Origin of the sequence: Gordonia sp. IEGM753 (genome assembly GCF_050321825.1) — a bacterium.
GTDB lineage: Bacteria > Pseudomonadota > Gammaproteobacteria > Pseudomonadales > Pseudomonadaceae > Aquipseudomonas.
In genome coordinates this window covers 20,900-45,035 of record NZ_JBNQGB010000011.1, presented here as the reverse complement: position 1 = coordinate 45,035, position 24,136 = coordinate 20,900, and the positions used below count along the sequence as shown (strand labels likewise).

Genomic DNA, 24,136 nt, shown 5'->3' with positions numbered 1-24,136 from the left:
GGGCAAAAAAAGCCACCCTATACGAGCTTGATTGCCGAATCAAAGGCTGACTGCTGCGTCATTCTTCAGACGGGCACTTCATCGAGCATCAGGCGCTGGCGCACGACGTCGACCAGTTTGTCTGGCTGGAATTTGGAGAGGAAGTTGTCGCAGCCCACCTTCTTCACCATCGAGTCGTTGAAGCTACCGGACAGAGAGGTGTGCAACACCACGTAAAGGCCTCGCAGACGCGGGTCGTTACGGATTTCGGTAGTCAGCCGATACCCATCCATTTCCGGCATCTCTGCGTCGGTGAAAATCATCAGCAGCTTGTCGGTCATGTTCACCCCGGTATCAGCCCAGGCCTTGAGCATGTTCAGCGCCTTCAAACCGTCGCTGGCGATGTGCATCTTCACGCCCAACTGCCCCAGCGTGTCGCGCAATTGCGACAGCGCCACGTTCGAATCGTCCACCAGCAGTACCTCACGACCACGAGCGCGCTCCAGCACCGGGTCATCCAGTTTTTCCCGGGAAACCTTGGCGTTGTAAGGGACGATTTCAGCGAGGACTTTTTCGACGTCGATGATTTCCACCAACTGATCATCGACCTTGCTGATCGCGGTCAGGTAATGCTGGCGACCGGCACTGGTGGGCGGCGGCAATATGGCTTCCCAGTTCATGTTGACGATGCGGTCTACGCCGCCAACCAGGAAGGCCTGCACCGAACGGTTGTATTCGGTGACGATGATGGTACTGGTGGGGCTCGGTATCAACGGACGCATGCCAATGGCCTGCGACAGGTCAATGACCGGCAAGGTCTGGCCGCGCAGGTTGACCACGCCACACACAAATGGATGGCGCTGGGGCATCAGCGTCAGCTTCGGCAGTTGCAGTACTTCCTGAACTTTGAACACGTTGATAGCGAATAACTGCCGACCCGCCAGGCGAAACATAAGAATTTCCAGGCGATTCTCACCCACCAGTTGCGTGCGTTGGTCTACCGTGTCGAGAATGCCGGCCATCAATAACTCCTGGGCTTTTTCTGATTAGTTCACTAAAGAGGGTTATCGGCTGTACAAGCAGGACCTTGACCCCATTCGAAATGCCACGCTCAGGCATTGATGTCACATTAACATCATGCTTTACTGCGCTTGCCATTCCATCTGATCTATTTACCCGACGCGACCACAGTCAGTGCGTCTGGTTCCCTGTGTAAGGGATTCCCTTATCATCAATCAGGTCCAACCTGATATTCGCGATATCCAATAGCCATTAATGTGATGCCATTCTCATTGCATGAATGGAGTCAGGCTATTGTTCCCGATCGCAGGCAAGTGGCCTTCCACTCGATTGATTTCCACACCCTGCCGCCGAACTTGCTGGAGCGCGATCGCCCTCGTCGACACACTCGACACTCCCTCTTTTGAAACGACGTTGTGGAGATAAATATGCCAAACGACCGTAACGAGTGGGCAGATCGGCTGCCAGAGTTTCTAGTCGAAGCTGAAAAGCTCCTGGCCAAATCAGAAGAATGCCTGAGTCATTTGCAACTGATCAGCAATGACAAGGACGCGATTGAATGCATGCTGAGCTCGCTGCTCAAGCTCGCCAATAAGGCGGACGCATTGGCGCTGGCGGCCGTTTCAGAGTTTTCGCTGCACATTCACGGCTTGCTCAATCACGCACAAAGCCACGCCAGCCTGCATGATCAGGCGCTGGGCGCGTTGCAGGATTGTTTCACGCTGATGGCCTGGCAACTCGAACTCATTGATCAGACCACCTGCCAGCTCACCCTTGATGAAACCGAACAGACCACTCTGATCGAAGCCTTCGCGTTTCAGGTCGGACAACGTCAGTTTCATCCACCCGTCAACGCGAAACCACTCACCCTCGTTTCATTTGCAGGGCGACAAGCCTGACTTCAGGTTGTCACTGCGCGCCTGAAACTGCATTGCCATGATCGGCACTGTTACTTGAGCGCGCCCGTGTCGTCATTGAAGCCATCGTGTCCGCTGACGACAACTCGCCTCAAATAAACTATTGCCCACCATTTAACTATTGCCGGTTTGGAACTAACGTCCATAGAACCTTGTTTGGTGGCGGAGCAAACCTATTACCAAACGCGACCAACGGTATCTTAGGTGGTATTATGCCGCCCATTAGTTGACGTCAATTAATGGCACAGTGATTCCAGACAGAGGCCCGTCATCCGCCATGACCGGTCTTCCCGCAGCGAACATCCATTGGCTCCATCCGCTATGTACGCCAGCCTCAAGTCAATCACCCTATGGCCTCCCTCCCGGTTGAATGCACGCCGGTTCACACTTTTGCTTTGTACAGTCTCCGCACTGGGCAGCCTGCTGATCTACAGCCTGTCCCTGCCCTTGCCGCTCGGCCTGCTGTTGCTGAACGTCGCCGCTTTGAGTTGTGTCTGGGTGCAACACCACCTCTCGCGCACCTCCATAAAGTTTCAACCTCAGGAACTGGCCGATCGGCTGCTAAAGGTTCAGGAAAACGAGCGCCACCGGCTCAGTCGCGAATTGCATGACGACATAGGCCAGTTGCTGACGGCCGCCAAACTACAAAGTGAATGGCTTAAACGCCGGATGCCCGCAGAACTGCAGGATCAATGCTCGGTATTGTGCGACACGCTGGACGAAACCCTGACCAAGGTGCGCGACGTATCCGCCATTCTGAACCCCAGGCAACTCACCAGTCTTGGGCTGGAAGCCAGTTTGCGCGCGCATTTGCTCAAGACGTTGGTCAATACACCCGTGCACTGGAGCCTGGAGTGCCATCAACGCCTGGCCGGTATTCCCGAAGAAATGGCGTTGGCGGCTTTTCGGATCACCCAGGAAGCGGTAACGAATACCCTGCGCCATGCTCAAGCAAAAAATTTACTGGTGCGCTTGCAGCGTCAACCCCTGGGGCTGGCGCTATTGATCAGCGACGACGGCCAGGGGTTTTCACCGGCCACTGATCCTGGTCGTGAGGGACAACGCGGCATGGCAGGCATGGCAGAACGGGTCCACCCGCTAGGCGGCACATTGGTCGTTACCAGCGAACCGGGTAAGGGCACACAGATCGAAGCACTCTTCCCTTGGGCACCACGTGCGCTCGAACGGGCCAGTACAAATAAGGTTTTGCATTGACTTGTAAATTACTTCTGATCGACGACCACTCGCTTATCAGGGCTGGTGTGCGCGCTTTGGTGCTGGATATTCCCGGTTACAGTGTCGTCGGCGAGGCCAGCGACGGCTCGCAGTTACTCGAATTGGTCGAGAAGTTGTCGCCCGACATCGTACTGCTGGATATTTCCATGAAAGAAGTCGGCGGTCTTGAAGCGTTGCAACGCCTCAAACAAGTCCGCCCGCAAAGCAAAGTGCTGATTCTTTCGATGCACACCGACCCGACGCTCATCATGCAGGCGCTGGAGTCAGGCGCTCATGGCTATCTGCTCAAGGACACGACAGCCAACGAACTCGAACATGCGCTGGAAGCGTTGCGCAATAACGAGCGCTACCTGAGCCCTGCCATCGCCCACACCGTCATCAACCAGGCGCTGACACGCAACCAGCAAAGTCAGGCACCAGCCACCGACTCCCATAACCTGACTGCACGCCAGTTGGAAATCCTGCGGCTGATTGTGCGTGGCAAGTCCACACGGGAAATCGCCAACGGCCTGGGCCTGAGCATCAAAACTGTCGAAACCCACCGCTCGCAAGTCATGAAACGCCTGCAAATCTACGACGTCGCAGGCTTGGTGCTGTTCGCGGTGCGCGAGCAAATCATCAGCCTGGACGACTAGCCGTTTCAAAGGCGCTCAACAAGGGCGAGTTGTCCGGCAAATGCACCCGCAACGCTCCAGGGCGCGCAGAGAAACGCAGGCTGTCACCCTCAAGTGGCTCGCCATCAAGATTGATGTAAAGACCTTCCGACACTTTGATCTCGACCCATGGCAAGCGTGCGCGCACAAACATGTTGTCGATGCCAAAACCATCGGCCAGCAGGTTTTTCAAAGTGCCAACCACTTCCTGTGGCGCTGGCAAGATGCTGATATCCAGCAAACCATCATCCGCCTTTGCTCCAGGGCACAACACGTGACCACCACCCGCCTGCCGACCATTGCCGATGCCTAATGCCAGTAACTCGCCGCGCCAGTGAAAATCCGGCCCCTGAAGCTCGCCATAGGCTGCGTGCAGTTCGCTGAAACGCGATAAACCGGTAAACAGGTAAGCGGCTCCACCGAGGACTTTTTTCAGGTCTTCTGAGGTGTTGGCGGTGACCTGACTGCCGAATCCACCCGTCGCCATGTTCAAAAATATCTGACCGCCGACCTCGCCCAAATCGATGGCTTTTGCGCTCGCATCCAATAGGTCCAAGGCTTGAGCGGGTTCCAAAGGTATTCCGGCGGCGCGTGCAAAGTCGTTGGCGGTCCCCAACGGCAATAACACCAGGCTGGCCTGCGTCGTGTGCGCGGCCATTGCTTCGGCGATATCGCGCAACGTACCGTCACCGCCGCCGGCGACTATTTGCGTATACCCCGCAGCCAACGCTTCATCCACCAGACGCTGGGCATCACCGGCCTCCCACGTCAACCGAACGGCGAGCTCCCAGCCCTGTGCGCGTTTGTTTTCAACTGCAGCCCGCACCTCTTCGTTGAGCGCCTGCTTGCCATGCAGAATCAACAGCGCCTTGCGTTCGCTCATTGTATTCACTCCCATGATTGATTTGCGTATGGGAGATGTTGACCTTCAACGCCCCCATAAAAGTCGCCGAAACTGGAAATTTTTCGTGCCTGGAGGCTTCACGTCCTACAAGACAGGGTTTTTTCTTACAAAAGATCAGGAATCGGCTTAATTGACCGCTGACTCAGATGGGTACAACTTGGCCTCTTCAGTATCAGTCATCGCAGAAAAACACAGGGACGTGCCATGCAACACCAAGACATCTGGACGCCGGCCAATTTGGCCGCGCCACCTTCCAAGAAAAAGGTCGTTTTAACGGCGCAATCGCCAACAAGCGAAACACCCAAAGAACTCGCTGAAATGGAGTCTCGCGTCGCCGAGCTGGAAACTCATCTGGAATACATCCGTAGAGGCATGGATGAGGTGCGTGGTGACGTCAAATCCACCCAGCATCGACTCGCCTACTCCGTAGGTGGAACAGCGATACTTCTCGGGCTTATGGGATGGATCGCCAATAGCCGTTTCGATCAGCTCGTGACGTTGCTGATGCAATAGCTTCGGACATGGGCAAAACCCGGTTCGATAAACCGGGTTGCCATTGCCGGGATGATTCAGGACTCAGCCAAGCACTTCGCTCAAAGGGATGAAGCCCACGAATTCCCCTTCAACCAACGTACGGTCTTCCAGCACTTCAACCAGGCCATCAGCCCAAGCGGCACTGCGCAGTACGCCGGAACTTTGATTCTTGTAAATAATTGCCTGCCCGTTTACCAAACGCCCACGCAAGTATTCACGACGGTTACCGGCCTTGGGCCAGGCAAAACCTGCCGGAACCTGGAATTTCAAAGGTTCGACGTCCTTGACACCTTGTCGGCGCAACAGATAAGGCCTTGTCAGCAGTGCAAAGGTCACCAGGGTGGAGGCCGGATTACCGGGCAAACCAATCACCGGCACGCCTCGAAAATGCCCAAACGTCAGCGGTTTTCCAGGTTTGATAGCCAGTTTCCACAACGTCAACTCGCCCTCTTCGCGCAAGGCAATACCCAGGAAATCAGCCTCGCCTACCGACACTCCACCCGTCGACAGGATCAAATCGACATCCGTCAATTCGCCGAGACGTTCGCGCGTGGTCGCAAGGTTGTCCGCAAGGATGCCGGCATCGATGACTTCGCATCCCATGCGCTGCAACCAGCTGCAGAGGACTACGCGATTGCTGTTGTAGATCTGCCCTGGCCCAAGTGCCTGGCCGGGTTCTATCAATTCATCACCGGTCGACAACACCGCCACACGCACCTTGCGAATAACGTCCAGCTCAGCGCAACCCAAGGATGCGGCCAAACCCTGTTCGATAGGCCCCAGACGCGTGCCTGCTGGCAAAACCAGCTCACCGACGGTCGTTTCCTGGCCCTGTGGACGAATGTTTTGACCTGGGATCAACGCTTCGGTGAAACCGACTCTTTCGTCGGCCAGGACGATGGCGTTTTCTTGCATCTCGACACAGTCGGCCCCTTCGGGAACCGGTGCGCCGGTGAAGATTCGTGCGCAAGTGCCAGGTTTCAGGGGCTCGGGGGCCTGGCCTGCAAAAATCTTCTGGCTGACCGGTAGCGGCTCGCCTGTCCAATCGGCCACGCGCAATGCATAACCGTCCATGGCGCTGTTTGGCCACGGCGGCAGGTCCAGCGTCGAAACAAGATTTTCAGCCAATACTCGACCCTGAACCTGAGCCAGCGGCAGGCGTTCAAAGTCGAGAATTCTTGAAGCCTCAGCCATTTCGAGCAAGCGTGCCAGCGCCGCTTCAACGGCCATAAGGTCGCCGGTTTTGCCAGGCTTACCCACGGGATTCACAAGGTGCCGCCTGTTTCAGATGAGGCACGAAATTACATGGTCGGTGCCGGGAATCCAGTTGTTCGGCAAGAATACCGTCCCAACCCGTGCGTACCGCATTGGTCGAACCCGGCAAGCAGCAAACCAGTGTGCCATTGGCCAGACCGGCTAACGCACGGGACTGAACGGTAGACGTACCGATATCAGCTACCGAGATTTGCCGGAACAACTCACCAAAACCATCGACCATTTTATCCAGCAAACACGTTACGGCTTCCGGAGTGCTGTCGCGCCCGGTAAAGCCGGTACCGCCGGTAATCAGCACGACCTGCACCACGTCATCGGCGATCCAGTTGGCGACTTGCGCACGAATTTTGTAAAGATCATCTTTAAGCAGTACCCGCTCGGCCAGGTTATGGCCCGCAGCATTCAAGCGGTCAACGAAGACCTGGCCTGAAGTATCAGTTTCCAGGGTACGGGTGTCGCTGACCGTCAGCACCGCAATGTTGAGCGGCGCGAAAGGTACATCAGCCTTGGCTTTCATAGGCTCGTCCAGTTGAAGGAGAAACAGCCCGGTGTTATATCACAGCGCTCCCCTTTTTCGCCGCCCTCCTGGAGACCGGTCATGACCTGCGACACACATTTGCCACCCTGCTCCATTCTGCTTCTGGCGGGTGGTCGAGGCCAACGCATGGGCGGCCAGGATAAAGGCTTGCTGGAGTGGCACGGTGAGCCGCTGATTGCGCACTTGCACCGCAAGACCCGGTCATTGAGCGATGACCTGATCATCTCCTGCAACAGGAACCTCGAAAAATACGCGCCTTACGCCAATCAGCTCGTGCATGACGACGAAGGCGATTTCCCTGGGCCATTGGCGGGCATTCGCGCGGGCCTCAAGGCTGCTCGCCATGCTTACCTGATGGTTTTGCCTTGTGACGTGCCGCGTATCGACGAAGCATTGCTTCACAGCATGCGCGAAACCGCTGGCCAACATCCGGACAAGCCGTTGATGTTGCGCCATGGCGAGCATTGGGAACCGCTGCTGTGCATCATTCCTGTCGTGCTGCGCGACGCTTTCGAAAGCGCGTGGAAGGATGGAGAACGCAGTCCGGGCCGAATCATGCGACAGCTCGACGCCACGGCGTTGCAGTGCCCCGAAAACGACCCTCGCCTGGCCAACCTCAACACGCCAGAACTGTTAAGCCTGCACGGCACTGTGTCAGACTGACATTCGCCAAGGAACTTGCGCGCGTTGTACACGTCTCACCATCAGTAACCAAAGAATTCATATTCGGAGACACACTCATGACTCAACGGACCCTCGCCACTTTCATGCTCGCACTGGGCCTCGCGACCCTTGCGGGTTGTGCATCGCCTACCGTGATCACCTTGAATGACGGTCGCGAAATCCAGGCTGTCGACGCGCCAAAATACGATGAGGATTCGGGTTTCTACGAATTCAAGCAACTGGATGGCAAAGAAACCCGTATCAACAAGGATCAGGTGCGTACCGTTAAAGAGTTGTAATAACGGCGCGAATCATCTGATGCAAAAAGCCCGCTTTATGCGGGCTTTTTCTTGGGCGCGATTTAACGCTTACCACTGCAACGTGATGCGGCTTTCGAAGCTTCGCTCCTCGCCGGTCACCGGATCAGTGAAGCGCAGCCCTTGCGCAAGAAGTTTCAGAGGATTGGCGTAATCGTCCTCGGCATCCTTGATCACCTGCGGATAAAACGGGTCATTGCAGATACTCGCGCCCAGTGCCGTCATGTGGACCCGCAGCTGATGTTTTTTGCCTGTCACCGGGTACAGCGCATAACGCCATAACTCACCGTTTTTTTCCCTGACCTCGACGGCGGTCTCGGTATTGCTCACACCCGGCGCCTCTTCCATGCGGAAAAAAGGTTCGCCGTCGACAAGACGACTTTTATGCACCAATGGAAACTGCAGCTCGGGTAAGGCACGTGCAATTGCTTCGTAGCGTTTTTCGATGCGCCGTGTAGGAAACAACGACTGATAGGCTGAACGCGTTTGGGGATTGGCTGAAAACAGCACCAGGCCCGCGGTATGCCGGTCGATGCGATGCAACGGCACCAGGTGCGGGTTATCCAGCGTTCGGATCAACCGACGCAGCAATGTTTGCTCGACGTACTCGCCCGCCGGGGTTACGGGCAAAAAATGAGGTTTGTCAGCGACCACCAAATGCTCGTCGGCGTACACAATGGATTCGAGCACAGGGATCGGCTTTTCGTCCGGCACTTCGCGAAAATAGTGAATCCGAAGGCCTTCCTTGTAGGCCAGATCGAGGGCGATTGGCACGCCATCGGCATTTAGAACACGCCCACGAGCAATTCTGTCGAGCCATTGTTCACGCCCAATAGCACTGAAATGCTCACACAGGCAATCCAGCACTGTCTGCCACGAACCTGCCGGCAAATAGAGCGTGCTGGCCTGATTTTGCGCAGCAGAAAAAGATGAAATGGACATATGAAACCCTAACCCTCGAGGCAGGGCAGCATTATCCAACAGTGTCCTGACCGAACCTAGAGGAGAATCCTCACGCGGTCACCGATTGTGCCCGCGCTGCAGCTTCGGTGAACTCTTTGAGCCAGCGCAACACATCGACCGCCTCCCAGCGGACAGGGTCGTACAACGCGTACATCAAACCCTGATAACCGACGACGTCCAGTTGCCGGTGATACCCGGCGCGCTGGAACAATGCTTCGATTTCAGCGAAGCAGGTATTGAAATGCAGTTTGTTGAAGGGGGTTTTTCCTTCGGTGACCAAGCCATCCAGGCGCAACTCGATGACCGCCTCGCGCACCACGTCAGCCGACATCCGGTTCACGCTGTTTTTCAATTGTTCGACATTGACCAAGGCTCATCCCTCTGACTTGCGCGATTGCTTGCCCAAACCCCCAATAGCGCGGCGAATGGAAGGCAACCGGATTTACTGTATACACATACAGTAACCGAACAGGCGGGATTTGGCCAATGGATGAAACGACAACCGCGACGAGCGGAACACGCGCGAGCGTGTATTCAGCGTAAAAAAGCCACTACCTGATTGGCATCGAAGGGCCAGTCCAGTTCTGCGCCATTGTCGAGGCGGCGCAGCACCGGTATTCGCAAACCGTAGTCTTCCACCCAGGCTTCGTTTTCAGCGATGTCGACCAACTCAACCAATAAACCGTGCTCGACCAAAGGCATCAGTTCTTCCTCGGCGAGTTCGCAGAGATGGCAACCAAGGGTGCCCAATAGCTGGCATTCAGGAGGCATGAGCAAAATACCTGGCAAAAGTAGCTGATTATTCTAGGCCCGTGATCAAACGCAGTCGACCCAGCGCTCAATCCTGGCTCACGGCGCCAATCTTGTGCACCGACAAATCAGCGCCGTAATACTCTTCCTCCTGACTCAGGCGCAGGCCATGCAGCGCCTTGATCACGCCGTACACCGAAAAACCTCCAGCCAGCGCCACAATCACGCCCAGCGCGGTGCCGATCAACTGGCTGATCAGGCTGACGCCACCAAGCCCTCCCAATGCACTTTGGCCAAAAATGCCGCAGGCGATACCGCCCCACACCCCGCACAAACCATGCAACGGCCACACACCCAGTACATCATCGATATGCCATTTGCCCTGAGCGGCGGTAAAACACCAGACAAAAAGAGCGCCAGCAATGGCTCCGGTCACCAACGCTCCCACCGGATGCATCAAATCGGAACCTGCACATATCGCCACCAACCCTGCCAATGGGCCGTTGTGCAGAAAACCTGGGTCATTGCGCCCGACAATCAGTGCAGAGACTGTTCCACCCACCATGGCCATCAGCGAGTTAACCGCCACCAGTCCACTGACGCCTTGCAAGGTTTGCGCACTCATCACGTTAAACCCGAACCACCCGACAATCAGAATCCACGACCCCAGCGCCAGGAAAGGAATGCTCGAAGGGGCGAACGCCACCAGACGCCCATCGCGATAGCGCCCCTGCCTCGGCCCCAGCAGCAACACCGCCGCCAGCGCCAGCCAGCCTCCCATGGCATGGACCACGACCGACCCTGCGAAATCATGAAAACCGGCGCCAAAACGCGCAAGCAACCAGGCTTGCAAGCCGTAGTTGCCGTTCCAGATCATGCCTTCGAAGAAGGGGTAGATAAACGCTACGATCAGCGCCGTCGCACACAGTTGCGGGACGAACCTTGCACGCTCGGCAATGCCCCCGGAAATGATCGCCGGTATCGCCGCCGCAAAGGTCAGCAGGAAGAAAAACTTCACCAGCCCATAGCCATGATCGGCATTGATCACCGCGGCGGGCTGCATGAAGGTCACTCCATACGAGATCCAATAGCCTATAAAGAAGTAGGCGAGCGTCGAAATGGCAAAATCGCTGAGGATTTTCGACAAGGCGTTGACCTGATTCTTTTGGCGCACGGTGCCGACTTCGAGGAAGGCGAACCCGGCATGCATGGCCAGCACCATTACAGCGCCGATCAGGATGAACAGTGTATTTGAGCTATGAACCAGACTGTCCACAGCGCTTTGCAGATTATCCATGGGAATTGGCAGACCTGAAGGCTAAAAAAGCACCAAAGCGGTTCGCGCCGGGTTTTCGCGCACCAAATTACGACGTCTCGAATCAACCTGTTGATCGCGACGAACCGCTTTGGCGCACAAGGTTTTAACCTTCGCGCGAGTTTTCATTATTTGAGTTAAGGTTTTGCTTGAATCATGCCCGGCAACAGCGCAAGGGCGCGGGCCGACGCACCACGACATAGCAAAAGTTGTACCAGTCATTTGTACTGAACCTTCGCGCAAGGCTCATACTCGAACGCAACAGACGCCACTTACGGAGATCACCCATGGCCAGAATCAAGGCAAAGACTGCTCAAGAAATCCTCATGAACGACTTTCAAACCTTGGTCAGCGACACTGAACGGTTGCTGGAACATACCGCTTCGCTTGCTGGCGACCAGGCAGATGAATTGCGTGACCAGATTCACGACAGCCTGCTAAGAGCGCGCGAAACGCTGAAGCTCACTGAAGATTCCCTGCGCGATCGCGGCCAGGCAGCCGTCACGGCCACCGAAGACTATGTTCAGGCGAACCCTTGGCAATCGGTCGGGATCGCGGCTGGGGTGGGGTTCCTTATTGGTCTGCTGGCAACCCGGCGCTGATATGTCGATCGGCGAATCCGGACCGTCCGCGACGGATCAAAGCTCTTCACCGCGGCGCTTGGGTGCCGCTTTTCTTGGACTGCTGCACAGTCACGTCGAACTGTTCGGCATCGAATTGCAGGAGCAAAAAGCGCGCACAGTAAGCTTGCTGCTGTTTGCAGGCCTGGCCCTGGTTTTTGCCTTGTTACTGCTGGTGGGTTTGTCGACGCTGGTGATGATCGTGTTTTGGGATACTTATCGGCTGGCAGCCATCATCGGCCTTTGCGTGTTTTACACCTTGGCTGCGATCTTCTGTGCAATGCGCCTGAAAGCGGCGATTTTTGACGAGTCCTCGCCCTTCCACGGCACCCTGGAAGAATTGGCCAATGATCGGGAGCGCCTGTTGCCATGAGCCTGCCTGTATTGCCTCATAACAGCTCGCGGGCAGAAATGCGCAAAGCCCTGATCCGCTTGCGCATGGAAATGCACCGCCAGGAAATTCGCAACGAAACCCGTAATCTGCTGCAACCCTTGCAGCGGGTTCGAGGAATGAAACAAAACCTGCAGGATGGTTTTGGCATCAAGCACGCACCGCTCTGGGGCGTAGCCGCTGTCACACTGCTGGGATTCCTGACGGGTAAAGGTGCCAAGAGCGGCGGCGTGAGCAGCGTAAGCCGACTGTTACGGTTGGGCACCACGTTGGGGCCATTGATCAAGTTGGTCATGCAAGGCTCTTCGCGCAAACACTAAGCCATTATCTGGCTGCATTCTTGCAACATCAGCGGGATGAACCTCTTCAAGAAGGGGTTCGATCCTGCGCGCCAACTCCGCGCTCGGCTTTATCCAAAAACAAGACCTACTAAGGAGGCCTCGTGATCGACGGGCAACCGCTCGCCTGTTTTCAGCCGTTCATCGATACCGCCACCGGCCGTATCGCTGGCGTCGAGGCACTGGGCCGACTTCGTCAGGCAGAGGGTCAACTGCATTCCGTGGGGCCACTGTTTGCAGACCCTCGCATGCCCGCTATCGCCCTGCGTCGGCTGGACCGCCAGATCCGCGATAACGCGCTAAGTCGTTTGCACGAAGCACCCTATGACTGGTTCCTGAGCCTGAACATGTCACCACGCTGGATCAGCCGATTGCGTGCAGACCAAGCGCTGCCAAGCTTGAAGCAACTGAGCCGCAATGGTGTTGATCCCAAGCGAATCGTGTTCGAGATCACCGAACTGGGTGGCGATATCCAGCGCCTGGCAGACGTTGTGGCTCGCTATCGGCAGGCCGGTGCGCGTATTGCCATCGATGATTTCGGTGCCGGGTATTCGCAACTTGATCGCGTACTGGCGCTGCAGCCGGACATTCTCAAACTCGACATGCGATTGTTTCAGGCCGCTGCGTTAGGCGGCCCCAGTAGCGATGTGGTCAAAGCCCTGGCACAAATGGCGGAGAAAACCGGTTGCTGGATCATTGCTGAAGGGGTTGAAACCGAGGCCCAACTTAATTTTGCCTTGGAGTGTGGCTCGCGCTACGTGCAAGGCTTTCTGTTCGCTCGCGCGCAAGTGGATTTCTTCGCCGCAGACGCTTTTGTCGAGCGTTTTGCGCAGCTGCGTCAACGCTACGTGCAGCAGAAACTGGCTGAGCGTGGCCGATTGATGACCATGCGTCAGCAGCTCAGCGAGCTGATGTCGATTTTACAAGCCTGGGCCCATGCGCGTGCCCCCTTAAGCGCCTTGCCGCAACTGGATGCGTTCCCCTGGCTGTTGCGCTTCTACCAATGCGACCGCCACGGCACGCAGCTCACGCCAAACCTTGAGTGGCGCAACAATGGATGGGAGGCCGACAACCGCTACCTAGGTCATAACTGGTCTTGGCGCCCGTATTTTTACCACCTGCTGGCAGAAGGGTGGGATGAGCGTCGGTTGACGCTTTCAAACACCTACCGCGATGCGACCAGCAACCAGTATTGCCTGACTGCCGGGCAATTTTTCGACAACGGTGAACGACTGTTGCTGATCGATATCGACGCTGCGGGGCTTTAGTTGTGCTTGCAGGTCCCCGCGCGAACCGGGAAGCTAGTGCCCTCATCAGTCCACCTGACGGAGAGAACCAGCCTTGGATTGGCAAACACTGCTTACCCGCGAACGCCTTGGAAAGCCTCTGCACAGTCCGGAAGAACTCGGCCGCAGCCCTTTTCATAAAGATCATGATCGGATCATCTTCTCGGGAGCGTTCCGTCGCCTCGGGCGCAAGACACAAGTGCACCCGGTCAGCAGTAACGATCATATCCATACCCGCCTGACCCACTCGCTGGAAGTCAGCTGCGTTGGCCGCTCGCTGGGAATGCGCGTCGGTGAAACCATTCGCAGCGCCCTGCCCGACTGGTGCGAACCCAGCGACCTGGGCATGGTGGTGCAATCGGCCTGTCTGGCGCACGACATCGGTAATCCACCGTTTGGTCACTCGGGCGAAGACGCCATTCGTCACTGGTTTCAGCAAGCCGCCGGCCGTGGTTGGCTGGACGCAATGAACGAAGTCGAACGCAATGACTTCCTCAACTTCGAGGGCAATGCGCAAGGCTTTCGGGTGCTGACACAATTGGAGTACCACCAGTTCGATGGGGGCACTCGGCTGACATACGCCACGTTGGGTACCTATTTGAAATACCCATGGACGGCAAAACATGCCGACTCCCTGGGTTACAAAAAACACAAGTTCGGCTGTTATCAAAGTGAGTTGCCGCTGTTGGAGCAGATCGCCCACAAACTCGGCCTGCCACAAATTGAAGATCAGCGCTGGGCGCGGCATCCGCTGGTGTACTTGATGGAGGCGGCCGATGATATCTGCTACGCGCTGATCGACCTCGAAGACGGACTGGAAATGGATTTGCTGGAGTACGCCGAAGTCGAATCGTTGTTGCTCGACCTGGTGGGCGACGATTTGCCGGAGACCTATCGCCAGCTCGGCCCCCAGGATTCTCGTCGACGCAAGCTGGCAATCTTGCGCGGCAAGGCCATCGAGCATTTGACCAACGCCGCCGCCCGCGCTTTTGTCGAGCAACAGGACGCATTGTTGGCCGGCACATTACCGGGTGATCTGGTGGAACACATGCACGGTCCAGCCAAGCGCTGTGTTTTGAATGCGAAGGACATGGCCCGTAAAAAAATATTCCAGGACAAACGCAAGACGCTGCATGAGATTGGTGCCTACACCACGCTCGAAATCCTGCTGAATGCTTTCTGCGGCGCGGCGCTGGAACAGCACAACGGCAGAACACCTTCGTTCAAAAGCCGCCGCATCCTCGACTTGCTGGGTAACAACGCGCCTGATCCCGATGGCCCGCTGCATACTTCGTTTCTAAGGATGATTGATTTCATCGCCGGCATGACAGATAGCTACGCCGGTGAAATGGCATTGGAGATGACCGGTCGATCAAGTCATAAGTAACGCTGGGGGATCGGCTATTACAATGCCTGATAGCTGATCCTGCTTTTAGATTCACGACAAATCTATACGTGCTTTAAGTAAGCACACCGGCATTACTGCCAACTTTAGACCCTCTAGAAACAACCACATACACACTCTACACCAATTAAAATAGACAACCTCCTTATCTTAAACAACAGCACAAGATCCTATTCAGAACTCACTACTACTGCGACTTGCACTTACCGAAAACCTAGTTGGAACGTAGTCCAATTCCTGCTTCACTGTAGGAATATTCCTATAATGCCGCCTAGGGTTGGTGCGTTCATGCGGGTTTCAGAATATCTGAGCTAAGGTGCGCGCTTTACTCGCGCTCGTATGGGACTTGATTATGAACTCCGTTTTTATTGTCGACGATCACCCTGTCATCCGTCTTGCAGTCCGAATGTTATTGGAACATGAGGGATACAAAGTCGTCGGCGAAACTGATAATGGGGTCGATGCCATGCAGATGGTGCGCGAATGCATGCCAGATCTGGTCATTCTCGACATCAGCATTCCCAAGCTGGACGGGCTGGAAGTTCTATCTCGCTTCAACGCCATGAGTACACCGCTTAAAACATTGGTATTAACAGCACAGTGCCCGACACTTTTCGGAATACGCTGCATGCAGTCTGGAGCATCGGGATATGTCTGCAAACAAGAAGCTTTGAGCGAACTTGTCAGTGCTATAAAAGCGGTACTCTCCGGTTACAACTACTTCCCCAGCGAGGCGCTCAACCCTGTTAGTGGTGACGACGCACGCTGCGCCGACCTGGAACTGTTCAAATCGGTGAATGACAGAGAATTGATGGTATTGCAACTTTTTGCCCAGGGACGTACCAACAAGGAAATAGCCAAGGGAATGTTCCTCAGCAACAAAACAGTTAGCACTTACAAAAAGCGACTGATGCAGAAGCTCCAGGCCAAATCCCTCGTCGAACTCATCGAGATGGCAAAACGTAACGCGTTAGTGTGAGAAACAGGATGCCCCCTCGAATAAAGGATTATCTGATTTCAATCACTGCAGGCTTATGCCTTATTGCAGTGCCCACAGCGCACACCGCCAGCGAACGCTATACGCTGCTCAGTCGATCAACAACCGGGCAACTGGAAGTCCAGCTGGATCAACCACAACAGCGATGGGTCGAGAGTAAACAGGAATTGATTCTTGGCACCTCGGGTCCTGACTATCCACCCTTCGACCTCACCAGCAGCGGCCACGACTACGAGGGATTAAGCGCCGACTATGCGGGCCTGCTTGGCAGCGCCACCGGTCTGCCAGTAACGGTACAGCGTTTTTCCTCGCGCGGCGCCGCGATCGAAGCGCTCGAAAGTGGCAAGGTTGACCTGCTCGGTACCGCGAACGGGTTCGAGGCTCACAACGCCGACATCGTACTTTCCGCGCCCTACGCGGTTGATCAACCAGTGCTGGTAACGCGAGAAGGTGAAACCAGGTCGTTATCCGATGGCTTGGCCGGGCTGCGACTGAGCATGGTGTATCACTATTTGCCTCTTGATGAGGTCAAGGCGCTGTATCCGAAAGCAATCATTACGCGCTATCCGTCTTATCAAAATGCGATCAATGCAGTGGCCTTCGATCAGGCTGACGTTTTTCTCGGCGATACCATTTCAACGCATTACATGATCAATAAGGGATACCTGAACAACATCCGCATGGCCAACTTTGGTAAACATGAAGCCCATGGTTTCAGTTTCGCGGTGAATAAAAACAACCCGCAATTGCTCGGGATCATCAACGCGATGCTAATCGCCATTCCGAACAGTGAGCGCCAAACCATCACTAAGCGCTGGAGCGCTGGCAGCGACATTCTTCTCACCGATCACAAACTGCAGCTCACTGATCGCGAAGAGCGCTGGCTGGAGACGCACCCGGTGATACGTGTGGTGGTGAATGAGGCTTATGCACCTCTGAGTTTTTTTGACAGCGACAGTAACTTTCGGGGAGTGACCGCCGATCTACTCGAACTGATCAGGTTGCGCACGGGCCTGCGTTTCGACATCCATCGCAGCCGCAGCGACAGCGAGATGATCAAGCAGGTCCGCAACAATCAGGCCGACCTCATTACTGCCCTGCTGCCAAGCGCTCAACGTGAAACCACGTTGAACTTCACCCGGCCTTATCTACAAAACTCCTTCGTCCTGCTGACTCGCAAAGCCGCCGATAGCCCGGCAAACCTTGAGTAAATGCACGGAAAGCGGTTGACCATTGCCGAGGGCAACCCACTGGTCGATTACTTGCGCAGTGAATTTCCGCAGATCAGATTGATTGAAACAGCGGACACGTTCAGTGCCGTCGAACTACTTGCCACCGGCCAGGCAGAGGGCGCGATAAACGCACTGGCGATAGCCAACTATTTTATTTCCTCGAGGATTTTTGAGCTGCCGCTTCAGATCAGCACCACCATTGGCACGCAACAGGCCGCGTTCTCCCTGGCGACTGACCGAAATGCCAAAGAGCTGAACTCGATCCTCGACAAAGCACTGCTCAGCATTGCCCCAGAAGACCTGGGGGTGATCAACACCCGCTGGCGGGGCTATTCCGCATCGTCGCAAAGTACTTGGCGCAACTACCAACGCCTGTTCTATCAGATCGTCATCGGGGCAAGCGTACTGCTGTTGATTTCGGTGGCGTGGAACGCCTACATGCGTCGCCAGATAAACCAGCGTAAGGCTGCCGAACGCGCATTGAACGATCAATTCGAATTCATGCGATCGCTGGTCAACGGCACACCTCATCCCATCTACGTACGCGATTGCCACGGGCTGCTGCAAAGTTGCAACGAGAGTTACCTTGAAGCCTTCAGCGCAAAACGTGAAGACGTCATTGGTAAAACTGTCACGCAAGGTGTCGTGAGCAACGTGTTTGAGGCTCAGGAGTATCAGGCCGATTACCAACGTGTGGTGGCCGAGGGCATACCGCTTATTCTCGACCGCCCGCTGCACATAGGCGGTCGTAAACTGACGATATATCACTGGATCCTTCCTTACCGTGATTCGCAGGGTAAGGTTCAGGGAATCATCGGCGGCTGGATCGACATCAGTGATCGACGGCAACTGTTCGACGAGCTCCGCTGTGCAAAAGAGCGCGCCGATAAAGCCAATCGAGCCAAGAGTACTTTTCTGGCAACGATGAGCCATGAGATCCGAACCCCGATGAATGCAATCATCGGCTTGCTGGAGTTGACCCTGAAGCGCATTGAGCCGAGCCATCCGGATCGGCCCGCGATTGATGTGGCTTACAACTCGGCCAACGACCTGCTGGAACTGATTGGGGACATTCTGGATATTGCCCGCATCGAATCAGGGCGCATGAGCCTTAGCCCTGAGCACGTCAATCCGGTTGAAATCGTGGCGTCTGTGGCGCGGATCTTCGACGGCCTCGCGCGTCAGAAAAACCTAGAACTGCTGTGGGAGTCCCACCCTGCCAATCCGCTAGTCACTGTGCTTCTAGACCCGATGCGCTTCAAGCAAGTGCTATCCAACCTGGTCAGCAATGCAATCAAGTTCACGGAACACGGTCAGGTCAGGATGATCCTTGAGTTGCGCCCGGTCGCCGAGCCTGGGCACGTGCAAATGCTGTTGCATGTCCAGGACAGCGGCATCGGCATCAGCGAAACCGATCAACAGCGGTTATTCGAACCTTTTGCTCAAGCGGATAACCGCGCACAACCCCACAGGGCGGGTGCTGGCCTGGGTCTGGTGATTAGCCGCAGCCTGTGCCAAATGATGGGTGGAAAACTGCAACTTAGCAGTCAACCGGGCATCGGTACGCACGCTCAAATCTCGCTGCACCTGGCAACCACCCCCCTGGAGCCAACCCTTGAGGCAGCTGAAGAACACATCCAAGTCACCCGTACGCCTCTGAACATTCTGGTGGTGGACGATCATCCCGCCAACCGCTTGCTCATGTGCCAGCAACTAGAGTTTCTGGGGCATCGATTCAGCGTCATGGCGGATGGCGCCGCGGGTTTCGAGGCCTGGAAAAAGCAGCCGTACGATTTGCTGATTGTTGATTGCAACATGCCCATCATGAATGGCTACGAACTGGTCCGTGCCATCCGCAGCCATGAACAACAAACGCAGCAGAGGCCGATCATCATTCTGGGTTGTACTGCCAACGCGCAGCCGCAAGCGATAGACCGTTGCAAGCAAGCCGGAATGGACGATTGCCTGTTCAAGCCTCTTTCCCTGGCAGCCTTGAGCCAAAGAATCGAAGGCATCAAGCCTGACGCACAACCTTGCGCATTCAGCCTGCAGGGCCTTCATCTTTTAACAGGCGGCAAACCCGCCATGAATCTTCGATTACTGACCGAACTGCTGAACAGCAATCGTCTTGATCGACAAGAGCTGCTGGCGCTGCCCCGTTCCGAAAACCCGCAGGCGTTGCTCGATATCGCCCACAAGATCAAGGGTGCTGCCCGAATTGTCCAGGCCACTCGATTGATAGAGAGCTGTGAAGCACTGGAAAACGCCTGCCTTAAAGACGTTCACCCCGACGAGGTGGTGCACTGTTGCCAGGAAATGGACCAGGCCCTGCACGAAATGGAACAAGCGCTGGAGCAGCAAATACAGCAAATCGACAGGAGCAAATTGGCAGACCTTTAACTATGCTTGATCGCTGTGCAGTGAGTTAACCATCATGGAGAGCACCGGAATGCCCAACCCACTGCGACCGGATAAACGGCGGTTTCCACTGCACGTGCACATCAGCGTGATGTTCACCGTTTTGCTGTTACTGACCGGGGTAGTGTTGGGCATTTTCAACTATCGGCAAACCACACAGATTATTTTGTCGAGCAGCGAAAAACTGTTCGAGCGAATCGAGCAGGATGTCCGCCTGGACCTGCACACGACGTATCAGCCCATTCGCCATCTGTTAAGCCTGCTCGTCGACAACCCGGCCGTGCAGGCAACCAACCTTGAGCAACGCCTGGCGTTGCTCAAACCCTTCAGCCAGTCTCTCGAAGACAACCCGGACCTTGCCTCGCTGTACCTCGGATACGGCAATGGCGACTTCTTCATGGTTCGCCCCCTGCGTACCAGCGCATTAAAAGCGCTGCTCAAGACACCAGACACCGCGGCTTATCAGGTATGGAGCATCGAGCGAAACGGCAGCAGCGATCAGGTTCGTTCCCAGTCATTGTTTTTCACCCAAAACCTGACGCTGATCGGCCAACAGCAAAACGCCGCAGAGGATTACGATCCGCGAACCCGCGCCTGGTTCACCAGCGCACGCAGCATGGCGGATCAAATCACCACCGAACCCTACATCTTTTTCTCCACCCACAATATTGGGACCACACTGGCAAGACGCAGTAGTGACTTCGCGGTGATGGGTGCCGACCTTACTCTGGAAGAGCTTTCCTCCACACTCGCCAAACATGTTGTCACCCCAGGAACCCAAATTGTGCTGTTTGATGGAGACGGCAATGCCATCGCCTATCCGGACAGCAGCCGTCTGATCATTGACGATCAAACCGCGCGTCTGATCAAAGCCGCCGACCTGAGCCCGAGTATTGGTGCGCTGCTCAACAACCCACCTGAAGGTAATCGCATGGAGGTTGCTGGTCGGCAGTGGATCGTTGCCCGCAGCAGCATGCAGGAAGGCGGGCCATTGGGGCTGCAACTGGCGTTGCTGGTGCCGGAAGATGAGTTGCTCGTCGACGCCTATCGCATGCGCTGGCAAGGCGCGCTCATTACCTTAGCCACTCTGCTGCTGTGTTTACCGCTAGGTTGGCTGACCTCCAGAATTCTGGTCAAACCGTTGCGTAATCTGGTGCAGGAAGCCGACGCGATACGCAGCTTCGACTTCAACTTCCCGACCTCCCCGCGCTCACCGGTACTGGAAGTCGACCAGTTGAGCGTGTCGATGACACGCATGAAAGAGACACTGGCAAGTTTCTTCCGGATTACCGACAGCCTCAGTGCAGAAACCCGCTTCGCACCCTTGCTGCAGCGAGTCCTGTTTGAAACGGTGCAAATCGCCCAGGCTCAGGCCGGACTGATTTACCTGCGCGAAAACGATGGCGATCGCCTCGAACCGCAGGGATTGGTTGTAAACGGTATTTCACAGACACTGTCGGGTTTCGACCTACAGGCGCACCAACCCTGCTCGGAACAGGGTCCTGCATGGTTACGCGACCTGTCGGGCAGCAACAACATCGTCACCAGTCTCGGCTTCGAGCAAGCCATGGACTTGCAAAAAGTTTTACTCGCGATGGAGTGTCCACGCGTGCATCTGATCGGCATTCGCCTGCACAATCGCCATGACGAAACCGTCGGCCTGTTGATATTGCTGTTGGCGGATAGCGGCAACCAAAGCGACCTGGAAAAGCTTCGTCCTGATCGTGTTGCGTTTTTGCAAGCCATCTCTGGCGCGGCTGCCGTGAGTATTGAAAGCCAGCGCCTACAAGCCAAACAAAAGCAGTTACTCGACTCTTTCATTCAACTGCTGGCTGGCGCGATTGACGCCAAAAGCCCCTACACCGGAGGTCACTGCCAGCGAGTTCCGGCGTTGACGCTGATGCTCGCTCAGGCCGCTGCCGCAAGCCAGGATCCGGCCTTCAGCGGCTATCAGCCCAGCGAGGATGAATGGGAGGCGCTACACATTGCTGCCTGGCTACATGATTGCGGCAAAGTCACGACGCCCGAATACGTCGTTGATAAAGCCACAAAACTGGAAACCCTCAACGACCGTATCCACGAAATTCGCACGCGTTTCGAAGTGCTCAAGCGCGATGCCTGGATTGACTACTGGCAGGCCATCGCGCTGGGCGCAGAGGAGTCGCACCTTGCCGACCTGCGCAACGCCAGCCTGACGGCTCTGGACGATGACTTCGCGTTTGTTGCGCGGTGCAATCTAGGCAGCGAAGCGATGTCCGAGAGCGACCTTCAACGCCTGCGCAACCTGTCCGCACGCACCTGGAGCCGTACTCTGGATGATCGGCTGGGTGTGTCCTGGGAAGAGAATCGTCGTCAGTCCAGAACATCAGCACCGACCCTACCGGTCAGCGAATCGCTGCTCGCAGACAAACCCGAACACCTGCTGGAGCGCGCCGACAGCGAACTGATCCCGGAAGACAATCCATGGGGTTTCAAACTGGATGTGCCGCGCTACAAATACAACCGTGGCGAACTTTACAACCTCAGTATCAGCCGGGGCACGCTGACTCGCGAAGAGCGCTACATCATCAATCACCACATGGTGCAGACGATTTTGATGCTCAGCCACCTGCCCTTCCCCGGCCACCTCAACAACGTCGCGGAAATCGCCGGTGGGCATCATGAAAAAATGGATGGCACCGGTTATCCCAAACAGTTGAAGCGTGAAGAAATGAGCCTGCCGGCGCGGATGATGGCGATTGCCGATATTTTTGAAGCGCTGACGGCAGCCGATCGCCCGTACAAGAAAGCCAAGCCCTTGAGCGAAGCGCTGGGCATCATGGCGACGATGTGCCGCGATGCCCACATCGACCCTGAACTGTTCGGGTTGTTCATCAACAGTGAAATCTATCTGCAGTATGCCGAGCAATTCCTTGACCCGCGCCAAGTCGACGCAGTGGACCCTTCAAGCCTGCTGGTCAAGGCAGGCCTGAAGGCGTGATCAGCAGTCGGTAAGACGCAAAAAGATCGCGGCGAGTTGCTCGATACCCGCTTGGTCTTGCGCGCTGAAACGCGCAAGTTTCGGACTGTCGAGGTCCAGCACGCCAATCAGGCGGCCGTTCTTGACCAATGGCACGACCAACTCGCTGTTCGACGCGCTGTCGCAAGCGATATGCCCTGGGAAAGCGTGTACATCCTCCACTCGCTGAGTGTGTCGAGTCGCCGCAGCAGCGCCGCAGACGCCTCGACCGAAGGGTATGCGCACGCAGGCTATTTGCCCCTGAAACGGTCCCAGCACCAGCTCTTCATTACGATTGAGATAGAACCCGGCCCAGTTCAAATCATCCAGCTGATTGAACAGGAACGCTGAAAACTGCGCGGCGTTGGCAATAAAATCCTGTTCATCCGCCAGCAATGATTCCAGCTGCGCGCACAGCATGCCGTAGCCTTCCAGGCCTTGACCGCTGCTTTGTAAATCGATCATGCCTTGTGCTCCAACAGCTTCAACCCGACCCAATAGCGTGCAAATTGATAGGCGCAACGGCCGTTGCGATTCCCACGCCCAGTAGCCCAACGCACGGCCAGAATGTCCAGCTCTTCATCTCGCTGCCACGCAAGGCCAGCCTTGTCGGCGAGTTGGCCGATCCAGTGCTCGACCACATTCAGGAAGTGCTCCTGGGTAAACGGATAAAACGAGAGCCACAGGCCGAAGCGATCCGACAACGCAATCTTGTCTTCTACAGCCTCGCTGGGATGAAGTTCGCCGTCGACCCGTTTCCAGTTTTCGTTATCGCTTTCTTTCTCTGGCACCAAATGGCGTCGGTTCGACGTGGCGTAAAGCAAAACGTTGTCCGGTGCTTGCTCGAGAGAACCGTCGAGCACGCTTTTGAGCACGCGATAATCACCCTCGCCCGACTCAAACGACAGATCATCGCAAAACAGCACAAAACGCTGCGGCAGTTTCGCGATCTGTTCGACCACACGCGGCAAATCGGCCAAATGGTCGCGTTCGATTTCGATCAGCCGCAAACCAGCCTTGGCGTGTTCGGCGAGCAAGGCGCGCACCAAGGACGATTTACCGGTGCCACGCGAGCCCCACAGCAGCGCGTGGTTGGCGGGCATGCCGTCGAGGAACTGCTGGGTATTACGCCCCAACTGCTCCAGTTGCCGGTCGACGCCGATCAGGTCGGATAAACGCATGTCGAGGCTGACTTCCAGCGGCAACAGAAACCCGCTGCGCCCTTCGCGTTGCCAGCGCGCCGCCAGGCAAGTCGTCCAGTCGATTGCTTGCCGAGGTGCGGGCAGCAACGGTTCTATACGGGCCAGAACGGCATCGGCGCGTTCAAGAAAAGCATTCAATCGGGAATCCACGTCTTCTCCTCGGGCAAGTTCACAGTAATGATGGC

General features: G+C 56.0%; 25 protein-coding genes. 15 read left to right on the top strand and 10 right to left on the bottom strand.

What is annotated here, in order from left to right:
- Positions 1–65: 65 nt before the first annotated feature.
- Complete coding sequence (locus ACQR3R_RS30325; protein ID WP_428278380.1) at positions 66–1,001, bottom strand: chemotaxis protein CheW; 936 nt, start codon at positions 999–1,001, stop codon at positions 66–68.
- Between the two features lie 426 nt (positions 1,002–1,427).
- On the opposite strand from ACQR3R_RS30325, the gene ACQR3R_RS30320 reads away from it, so the two are divergent.
- From ACQR3R_RS30320 to ACQR3R_RS30310, 3 genes are all read left to right on the top strand, one after another.
- Positions 1,428–1,898 carry a hypothetical protein gene (locus tag ACQR3R_RS30320; protein WP_428278378.1) on the top strand — a complete coding sequence of 157 codons (471 nt, stop codon included), beginning with the start codon at positions 1,428–1,430 and terminating at the stop codon, positions 1,896–1,898.
- A gap of 408 nt (positions 1,899–2,306) precedes the next feature.
- The gene (locus ACQR3R_RS30315; RefSeq protein ID WP_428278376.1) at positions 2,307–3,131 is read left to right on the top strand and encodes a histidine kinase; all 825 of its coding nucleotides are present in this window, start codon (positions 2,307–2,309) and stop codon (positions 3,129–3,131) included.
- Positions 3,128–3,787: a response regulator gene (locus ACQR3R_RS30310; protein WP_428278373.1), complete on the top strand. Its 660-nt coding sequence runs from the start codon at positions 3,128–3,130 to the stop codon at positions 3,785–3,787. The genes ACQR3R_RS30315 and ACQR3R_RS30310 overlap by 4 nt, the downstream gene beginning before the upstream one ends.
- Here ACQR3R_RS30310 and yegS read toward each other — a convergent pair.
- Positions 3,771–4,688 carry a lipid kinase YegS gene (gene yegS / locus ACQR3R_RS30305; protein WP_428278371.1) on the bottom strand — a complete coding sequence of 306 codons (918 nt, stop codon included), beginning with the start codon at positions 4,686–4,688 and terminating at the stop codon, positions 3,771–3,773. The two genes, ACQR3R_RS30310 and yegS, sit on opposite strands and share 17 nt — an antisense overlap.
- Positions 4,689–4,913: 225 nt before the next feature.
- Between yegS and ACQR3R_RS30300 the strand changes: the two genes are divergently transcribed.
- Positions 4,914–5,222 (top strand): hypothetical protein, encoded by a 309-nt coding sequence (locus ACQR3R_RS30300; RefSeq protein ID WP_428278369.1) that lies wholly within the window; start codon positions 4,914–4,916, stop codon positions 5,220–5,222.
- Positions 5,223–5,285: 63 nt separating this feature from the next.
- Here the strand turns inward: ACQR3R_RS30300 and ACQR3R_RS30295 are convergent, their stop codons facing one another.
- Together ACQR3R_RS30295 and moaB are read right to left on the bottom strand one after the other, a co-directional pair.
- On the bottom strand, positions 5,286–6,512 hold the full coding sequence (locus ACQR3R_RS30295; protein ID WP_428278367.1) for a molybdopterin-binding protein: 1,227 nt from the start codon (positions 6,510–6,512) through the stop codon (positions 5,286–5,288).
- Complete coding sequence (moaB, locus tag ACQR3R_RS30290) at positions 6,496–7,035, bottom strand: molybdenum cofactor biosynthesis protein B (RefSeq protein WP_428278365.1); 540 nt, start codon at positions 7,033–7,035, stop codon at positions 6,496–6,498. Before moaB ends, ACQR3R_RS30295 begins: the two co-directional genes overlap by 17 nt.
- An 81-nt stretch (positions 7,036–7,116) precedes the next feature.
- On the opposite strand from moaB, the gene mobA reads away from it, so the two are divergent.
- Positions 7,117–7,719 (top strand): molybdenum cofactor guanylyltransferase MobA, encoded by a 603-nt coding sequence (gene mobA, locus ACQR3R_RS30285; RefSeq protein WP_428278363.1) that lies wholly within the window; start codon positions 7,117–7,119, stop codon positions 7,717–7,719.
- Between the two features lie 77 nt (positions 7,720–7,796).
- Positions 7,797–8,018 carry a YgdI/YgdR family lipoprotein gene (locus ACQR3R_RS30280; RefSeq protein WP_428278361.1) on the top strand — a complete coding sequence of 74 codons (222 nt, stop codon included), beginning with the start codon at positions 7,797–7,799 and terminating at the stop codon, positions 8,016–8,018.
- 69 nt (positions 8,019–8,087) lie between these two features.
- Here ACQR3R_RS30280 and ACQR3R_RS30275 read toward each other — a convergent pair whose 3' ends face one another.
- From ACQR3R_RS30275 to ACQR3R_RS30260, 4 genes are all read right to left on the bottom strand, one after another.
- Entirely contained in the window at positions 8,088–8,978 is an 891-nt protein-coding gene (locus ACQR3R_RS30275) for a pseudouridine synthase (RefSeq protein WP_428278359.1), read from the bottom strand.
- A gap of 70 nt (positions 8,979–9,048) precedes the next feature.
- Positions 9,049–9,369 carry a hypothetical protein gene (locus ACQR3R_RS30270; RefSeq protein WP_428278357.1) on the bottom strand — a complete coding sequence of 107 codons (321 nt, stop codon included), beginning with the start codon at positions 9,367–9,369 and terminating at the stop codon, positions 9,049–9,051.
- Positions 9,370–9,533: 164 nt separating this feature from the next.
- Entirely contained in the window at positions 9,534–9,770 is a 237-nt protein-coding gene (locus ACQR3R_RS30265; protein WP_428278356.1) for a glutaredoxin family protein, read from the bottom strand.
- A 67-nt stretch (positions 9,771–9,837) separates the two neighbouring features.
- Complete coding sequence (locus ACQR3R_RS30260) at positions 9,838–11,046, bottom strand: ammonium transporter (protein WP_428278354.1); 1,209 nt, start codon at positions 11,044–11,046, stop codon at positions 9,838–9,840.
- A gap of 305 nt (positions 11,047–11,351) precedes the next feature.
- Between ACQR3R_RS30260 and ACQR3R_RS30255 the strand changes: the two genes are divergently transcribed.
- The 9 genes from ACQR3R_RS30255 to ACQR3R_RS30215 all read left to right on the top strand — a co-directional run bounded on the left by ACQR3R_RS30255 (position 11,352) and on the right by ACQR3R_RS30215 (position 22,731).
- A complete protein-coding gene (locus ACQR3R_RS30255; protein ID WP_428278352.1) occupies positions 11,352–11,666 on the top strand; it encodes a DUF883 family protein in 315 nt (104 codons plus the stop codon).
- A gap of 1 nt (position 11,667) precedes the next feature.
- Positions 11,668–12,057, top strand: coding sequence for a phage holin family protein (locus ACQR3R_RS30250; RefSeq protein WP_428278350.1), 390 nt, complete (start codon positions 11,668–11,670; stop codon positions 12,055–12,057).
- Entirely contained in the window at positions 12,054–12,395 is a 342-nt protein-coding gene (locus tag ACQR3R_RS30245) for a hypothetical protein (RefSeq protein ID WP_428278348.1), read from the top strand. Before ACQR3R_RS30250 ends, ACQR3R_RS30245 begins: the two co-directional genes overlap by 4 nt.
- A gap of 122 nt (positions 12,396–12,517) precedes the next feature.
- A complete protein-coding gene (locus ACQR3R_RS30240; protein ID WP_428278346.1) occupies positions 12,518–13,681 on the top strand; it encodes an EAL domain-containing protein in 1,164 nt (387 codons plus the stop codon).
- Between the two features lie 73 nt (positions 13,682–13,754).
- Positions 13,755–15,086 (top strand): deoxyguanosinetriphosphate triphosphohydrolase, encoded by a 1,332-nt coding sequence (locus ACQR3R_RS30235; RefSeq protein WP_428278344.1) that lies wholly within the window; start codon positions 13,755–13,757, stop codon positions 15,084–15,086.
- A gap of 370 nt (positions 15,087–15,456) precedes the next feature.
- Positions 15,457–16,083, top strand: a complete 627-nt coding sequence (locus ACQR3R_RS30230) for a response regulator (RefSeq protein ID WP_428278342.1) — start codon at positions 15,457–15,459, stop codon at positions 16,081–16,083.
- 8 nt (positions 16,084–16,091) lie between these two features.
- Entirely contained in the window at positions 16,092–17,312 is a 1,221-nt protein-coding gene (locus tag ACQR3R_RS30225; RefSeq protein WP_428278340.1) for a transporter substrate-binding domain-containing protein, read from the top strand.
- A gap of 15 nt (positions 17,313–17,327) precedes the next feature.
- Positions 17,328–19,733, top strand: a complete 2,406-nt coding sequence (locus ACQR3R_RS30220; RefSeq protein ID WP_428278338.1) for an ATP-binding protein — start codon at positions 17,328–17,330, stop codon at positions 19,731–19,733.
- Between the two features lie 49 nt (positions 19,734–19,782).
- Positions 19,783–22,731: an HD domain-containing phosphohydrolase gene (locus ACQR3R_RS30215; protein WP_428278336.1), complete on the top strand. Its 2,949-nt coding sequence runs from the start codon at positions 19,783–19,785 to the stop codon at positions 22,729–22,731.
- Here the strand turns inward: ACQR3R_RS30215 and ACQR3R_RS30210 are convergent, their stop codons facing one another.
- Both ACQR3R_RS30210 and ACQR3R_RS30205 read right to left on the bottom strand, forming a co-directional pair.
- On the bottom strand, positions 22,732–23,214 hold the full coding sequence (locus ACQR3R_RS30210; protein WP_428278334.1) for a GAF domain-containing protein: 483 nt from the start codon (positions 23,212–23,214) through the stop codon (positions 22,732–22,734). It lies immediately after the preceding gene.
- Positions 23,211–24,101, bottom strand: coding sequence for a DUF815 domain-containing protein (locus tag ACQR3R_RS30205; protein WP_428278333.1), 891 nt, complete (start codon positions 24,099–24,101; stop codon positions 23,211–23,213). The genes ACQR3R_RS30210 and ACQR3R_RS30205 overlap by 4 nt, the downstream gene beginning before the upstream one ends.
- Positions 24,102–24,136: the final 35 nt, after the last annotated feature.

Excerpts from the sequence above, each read along its gene's own strand:
- ACQR3R_RS30280 (WP_428278361.1), top strand. The coding sequence starts at position 7,797 with ATGACTCAACGGACCCTCGCCACTTTCATGCTCGCACTGGGCCTCGCG.
- ACQR3R_RS30300 (WP_428278369.1), top strand. The coding sequence starts at position 4,914 with ATGCAACACCAAGACATCTGGACGCCGGCCAATTTGGCCGCGCCACCT.
- ACQR3R_RS30225 (WP_428278340.1), top strand. The coding sequence starts at position 16,092 with ATGCCCCCTCGAATAAAGGATTATCTGATTTCAATCACTGCAGGCTTA.
- ACQR3R_RS30320 (WP_428278378.1), top strand. The coding sequence starts at position 1,428 with ATGCCAAACGACCGTAACGAGTGGGCAGATCGGCTGCCAGAGTTTCTA.
- ACQR3R_RS30210 (WP_428278334.1), bottom strand. The coding sequence starts at position 23,214 with ATGATCGATTTACAAAGCAGCGGTCAAGGCCTGGAAGGCTACGGCATG.
- ACQR3R_RS30230 (WP_428278342.1), top strand. The coding sequence starts at position 15,457 with ATGAACTCCGTTTTTATTGTCGACGATCACCCTGTCATCCGTCTTGCA.
- ACQR3R_RS30215 (WP_428278336.1), top strand. The coding sequence starts at position 19,783 with ATGCCCAACCCACTGCGACCGGATAAACGGCGGTTTCCACTGCACGTG.
- ACQR3R_RS30275 (WP_428278359.1), bottom strand. The coding sequence starts at position 8,978 with ATGTCCATTTCATCTTTTTCTGCTGCGCAAAATCAGGCCAGCACGCTC.
- ACQR3R_RS30265 (WP_428278356.1), bottom strand. The coding sequence starts at position 9,770 with ATGCCTCCTGAATGCCAGCTATTGGGCACCCTTGGTTGCCATCTCTGC.
- ACQR3R_RS30245 (WP_428278348.1), top strand. The coding sequence starts at position 12,054 with ATGAGCCTGCCTGTATTGCCTCATAACAGCTCGCGGGCAGAAATGCGC.
- moaB (WP_428278365.1), bottom strand. The coding sequence starts at position 7,035 with ATGAAAGCCAAGGCTGATGTACCTTTCGCGCCGCTCAACATTGCGGTG.
- mobA (WP_428278363.1), top strand. The coding sequence starts at position 7,117 with ATGACCTGCGACACACATTTGCCACCCTGCTCCATTCTGCTTCTGGCG.
- ACQR3R_RS30260 (WP_428278354.1), bottom strand. The coding sequence starts at position 11,046 with ATGGATAATCTGCAAAGCGCTGTGGACAGTCTGGTTCATAGCTCAAAT.
- ACQR3R_RS30255 (WP_428278352.1), top strand. The coding sequence starts at position 11,352 with ATGGCCAGAATCAAGGCAAAGACTGCTCAAGAAATCCTCATGAACGAC.
- yegS (WP_428278371.1), bottom strand. The coding sequence starts at position 4,688 with ATGAGCGAACGCAAGGCGCTGTTGATTCTGCATGGCAAGCAGGCGCTC.
- ACQR3R_RS30250 (WP_428278350.1), top strand. The coding sequence starts at position 11,668 with ATGTCGATCGGCGAATCCGGACCGTCCGCGACGGATCAAAGCTCTTCA.
- ACQR3R_RS30325 (WP_428278380.1), bottom strand. The coding sequence starts at position 1,001 with ATGGCCGGCATTCTCGACACGGTAGACCAACGCACGCAACTGGTGGGT.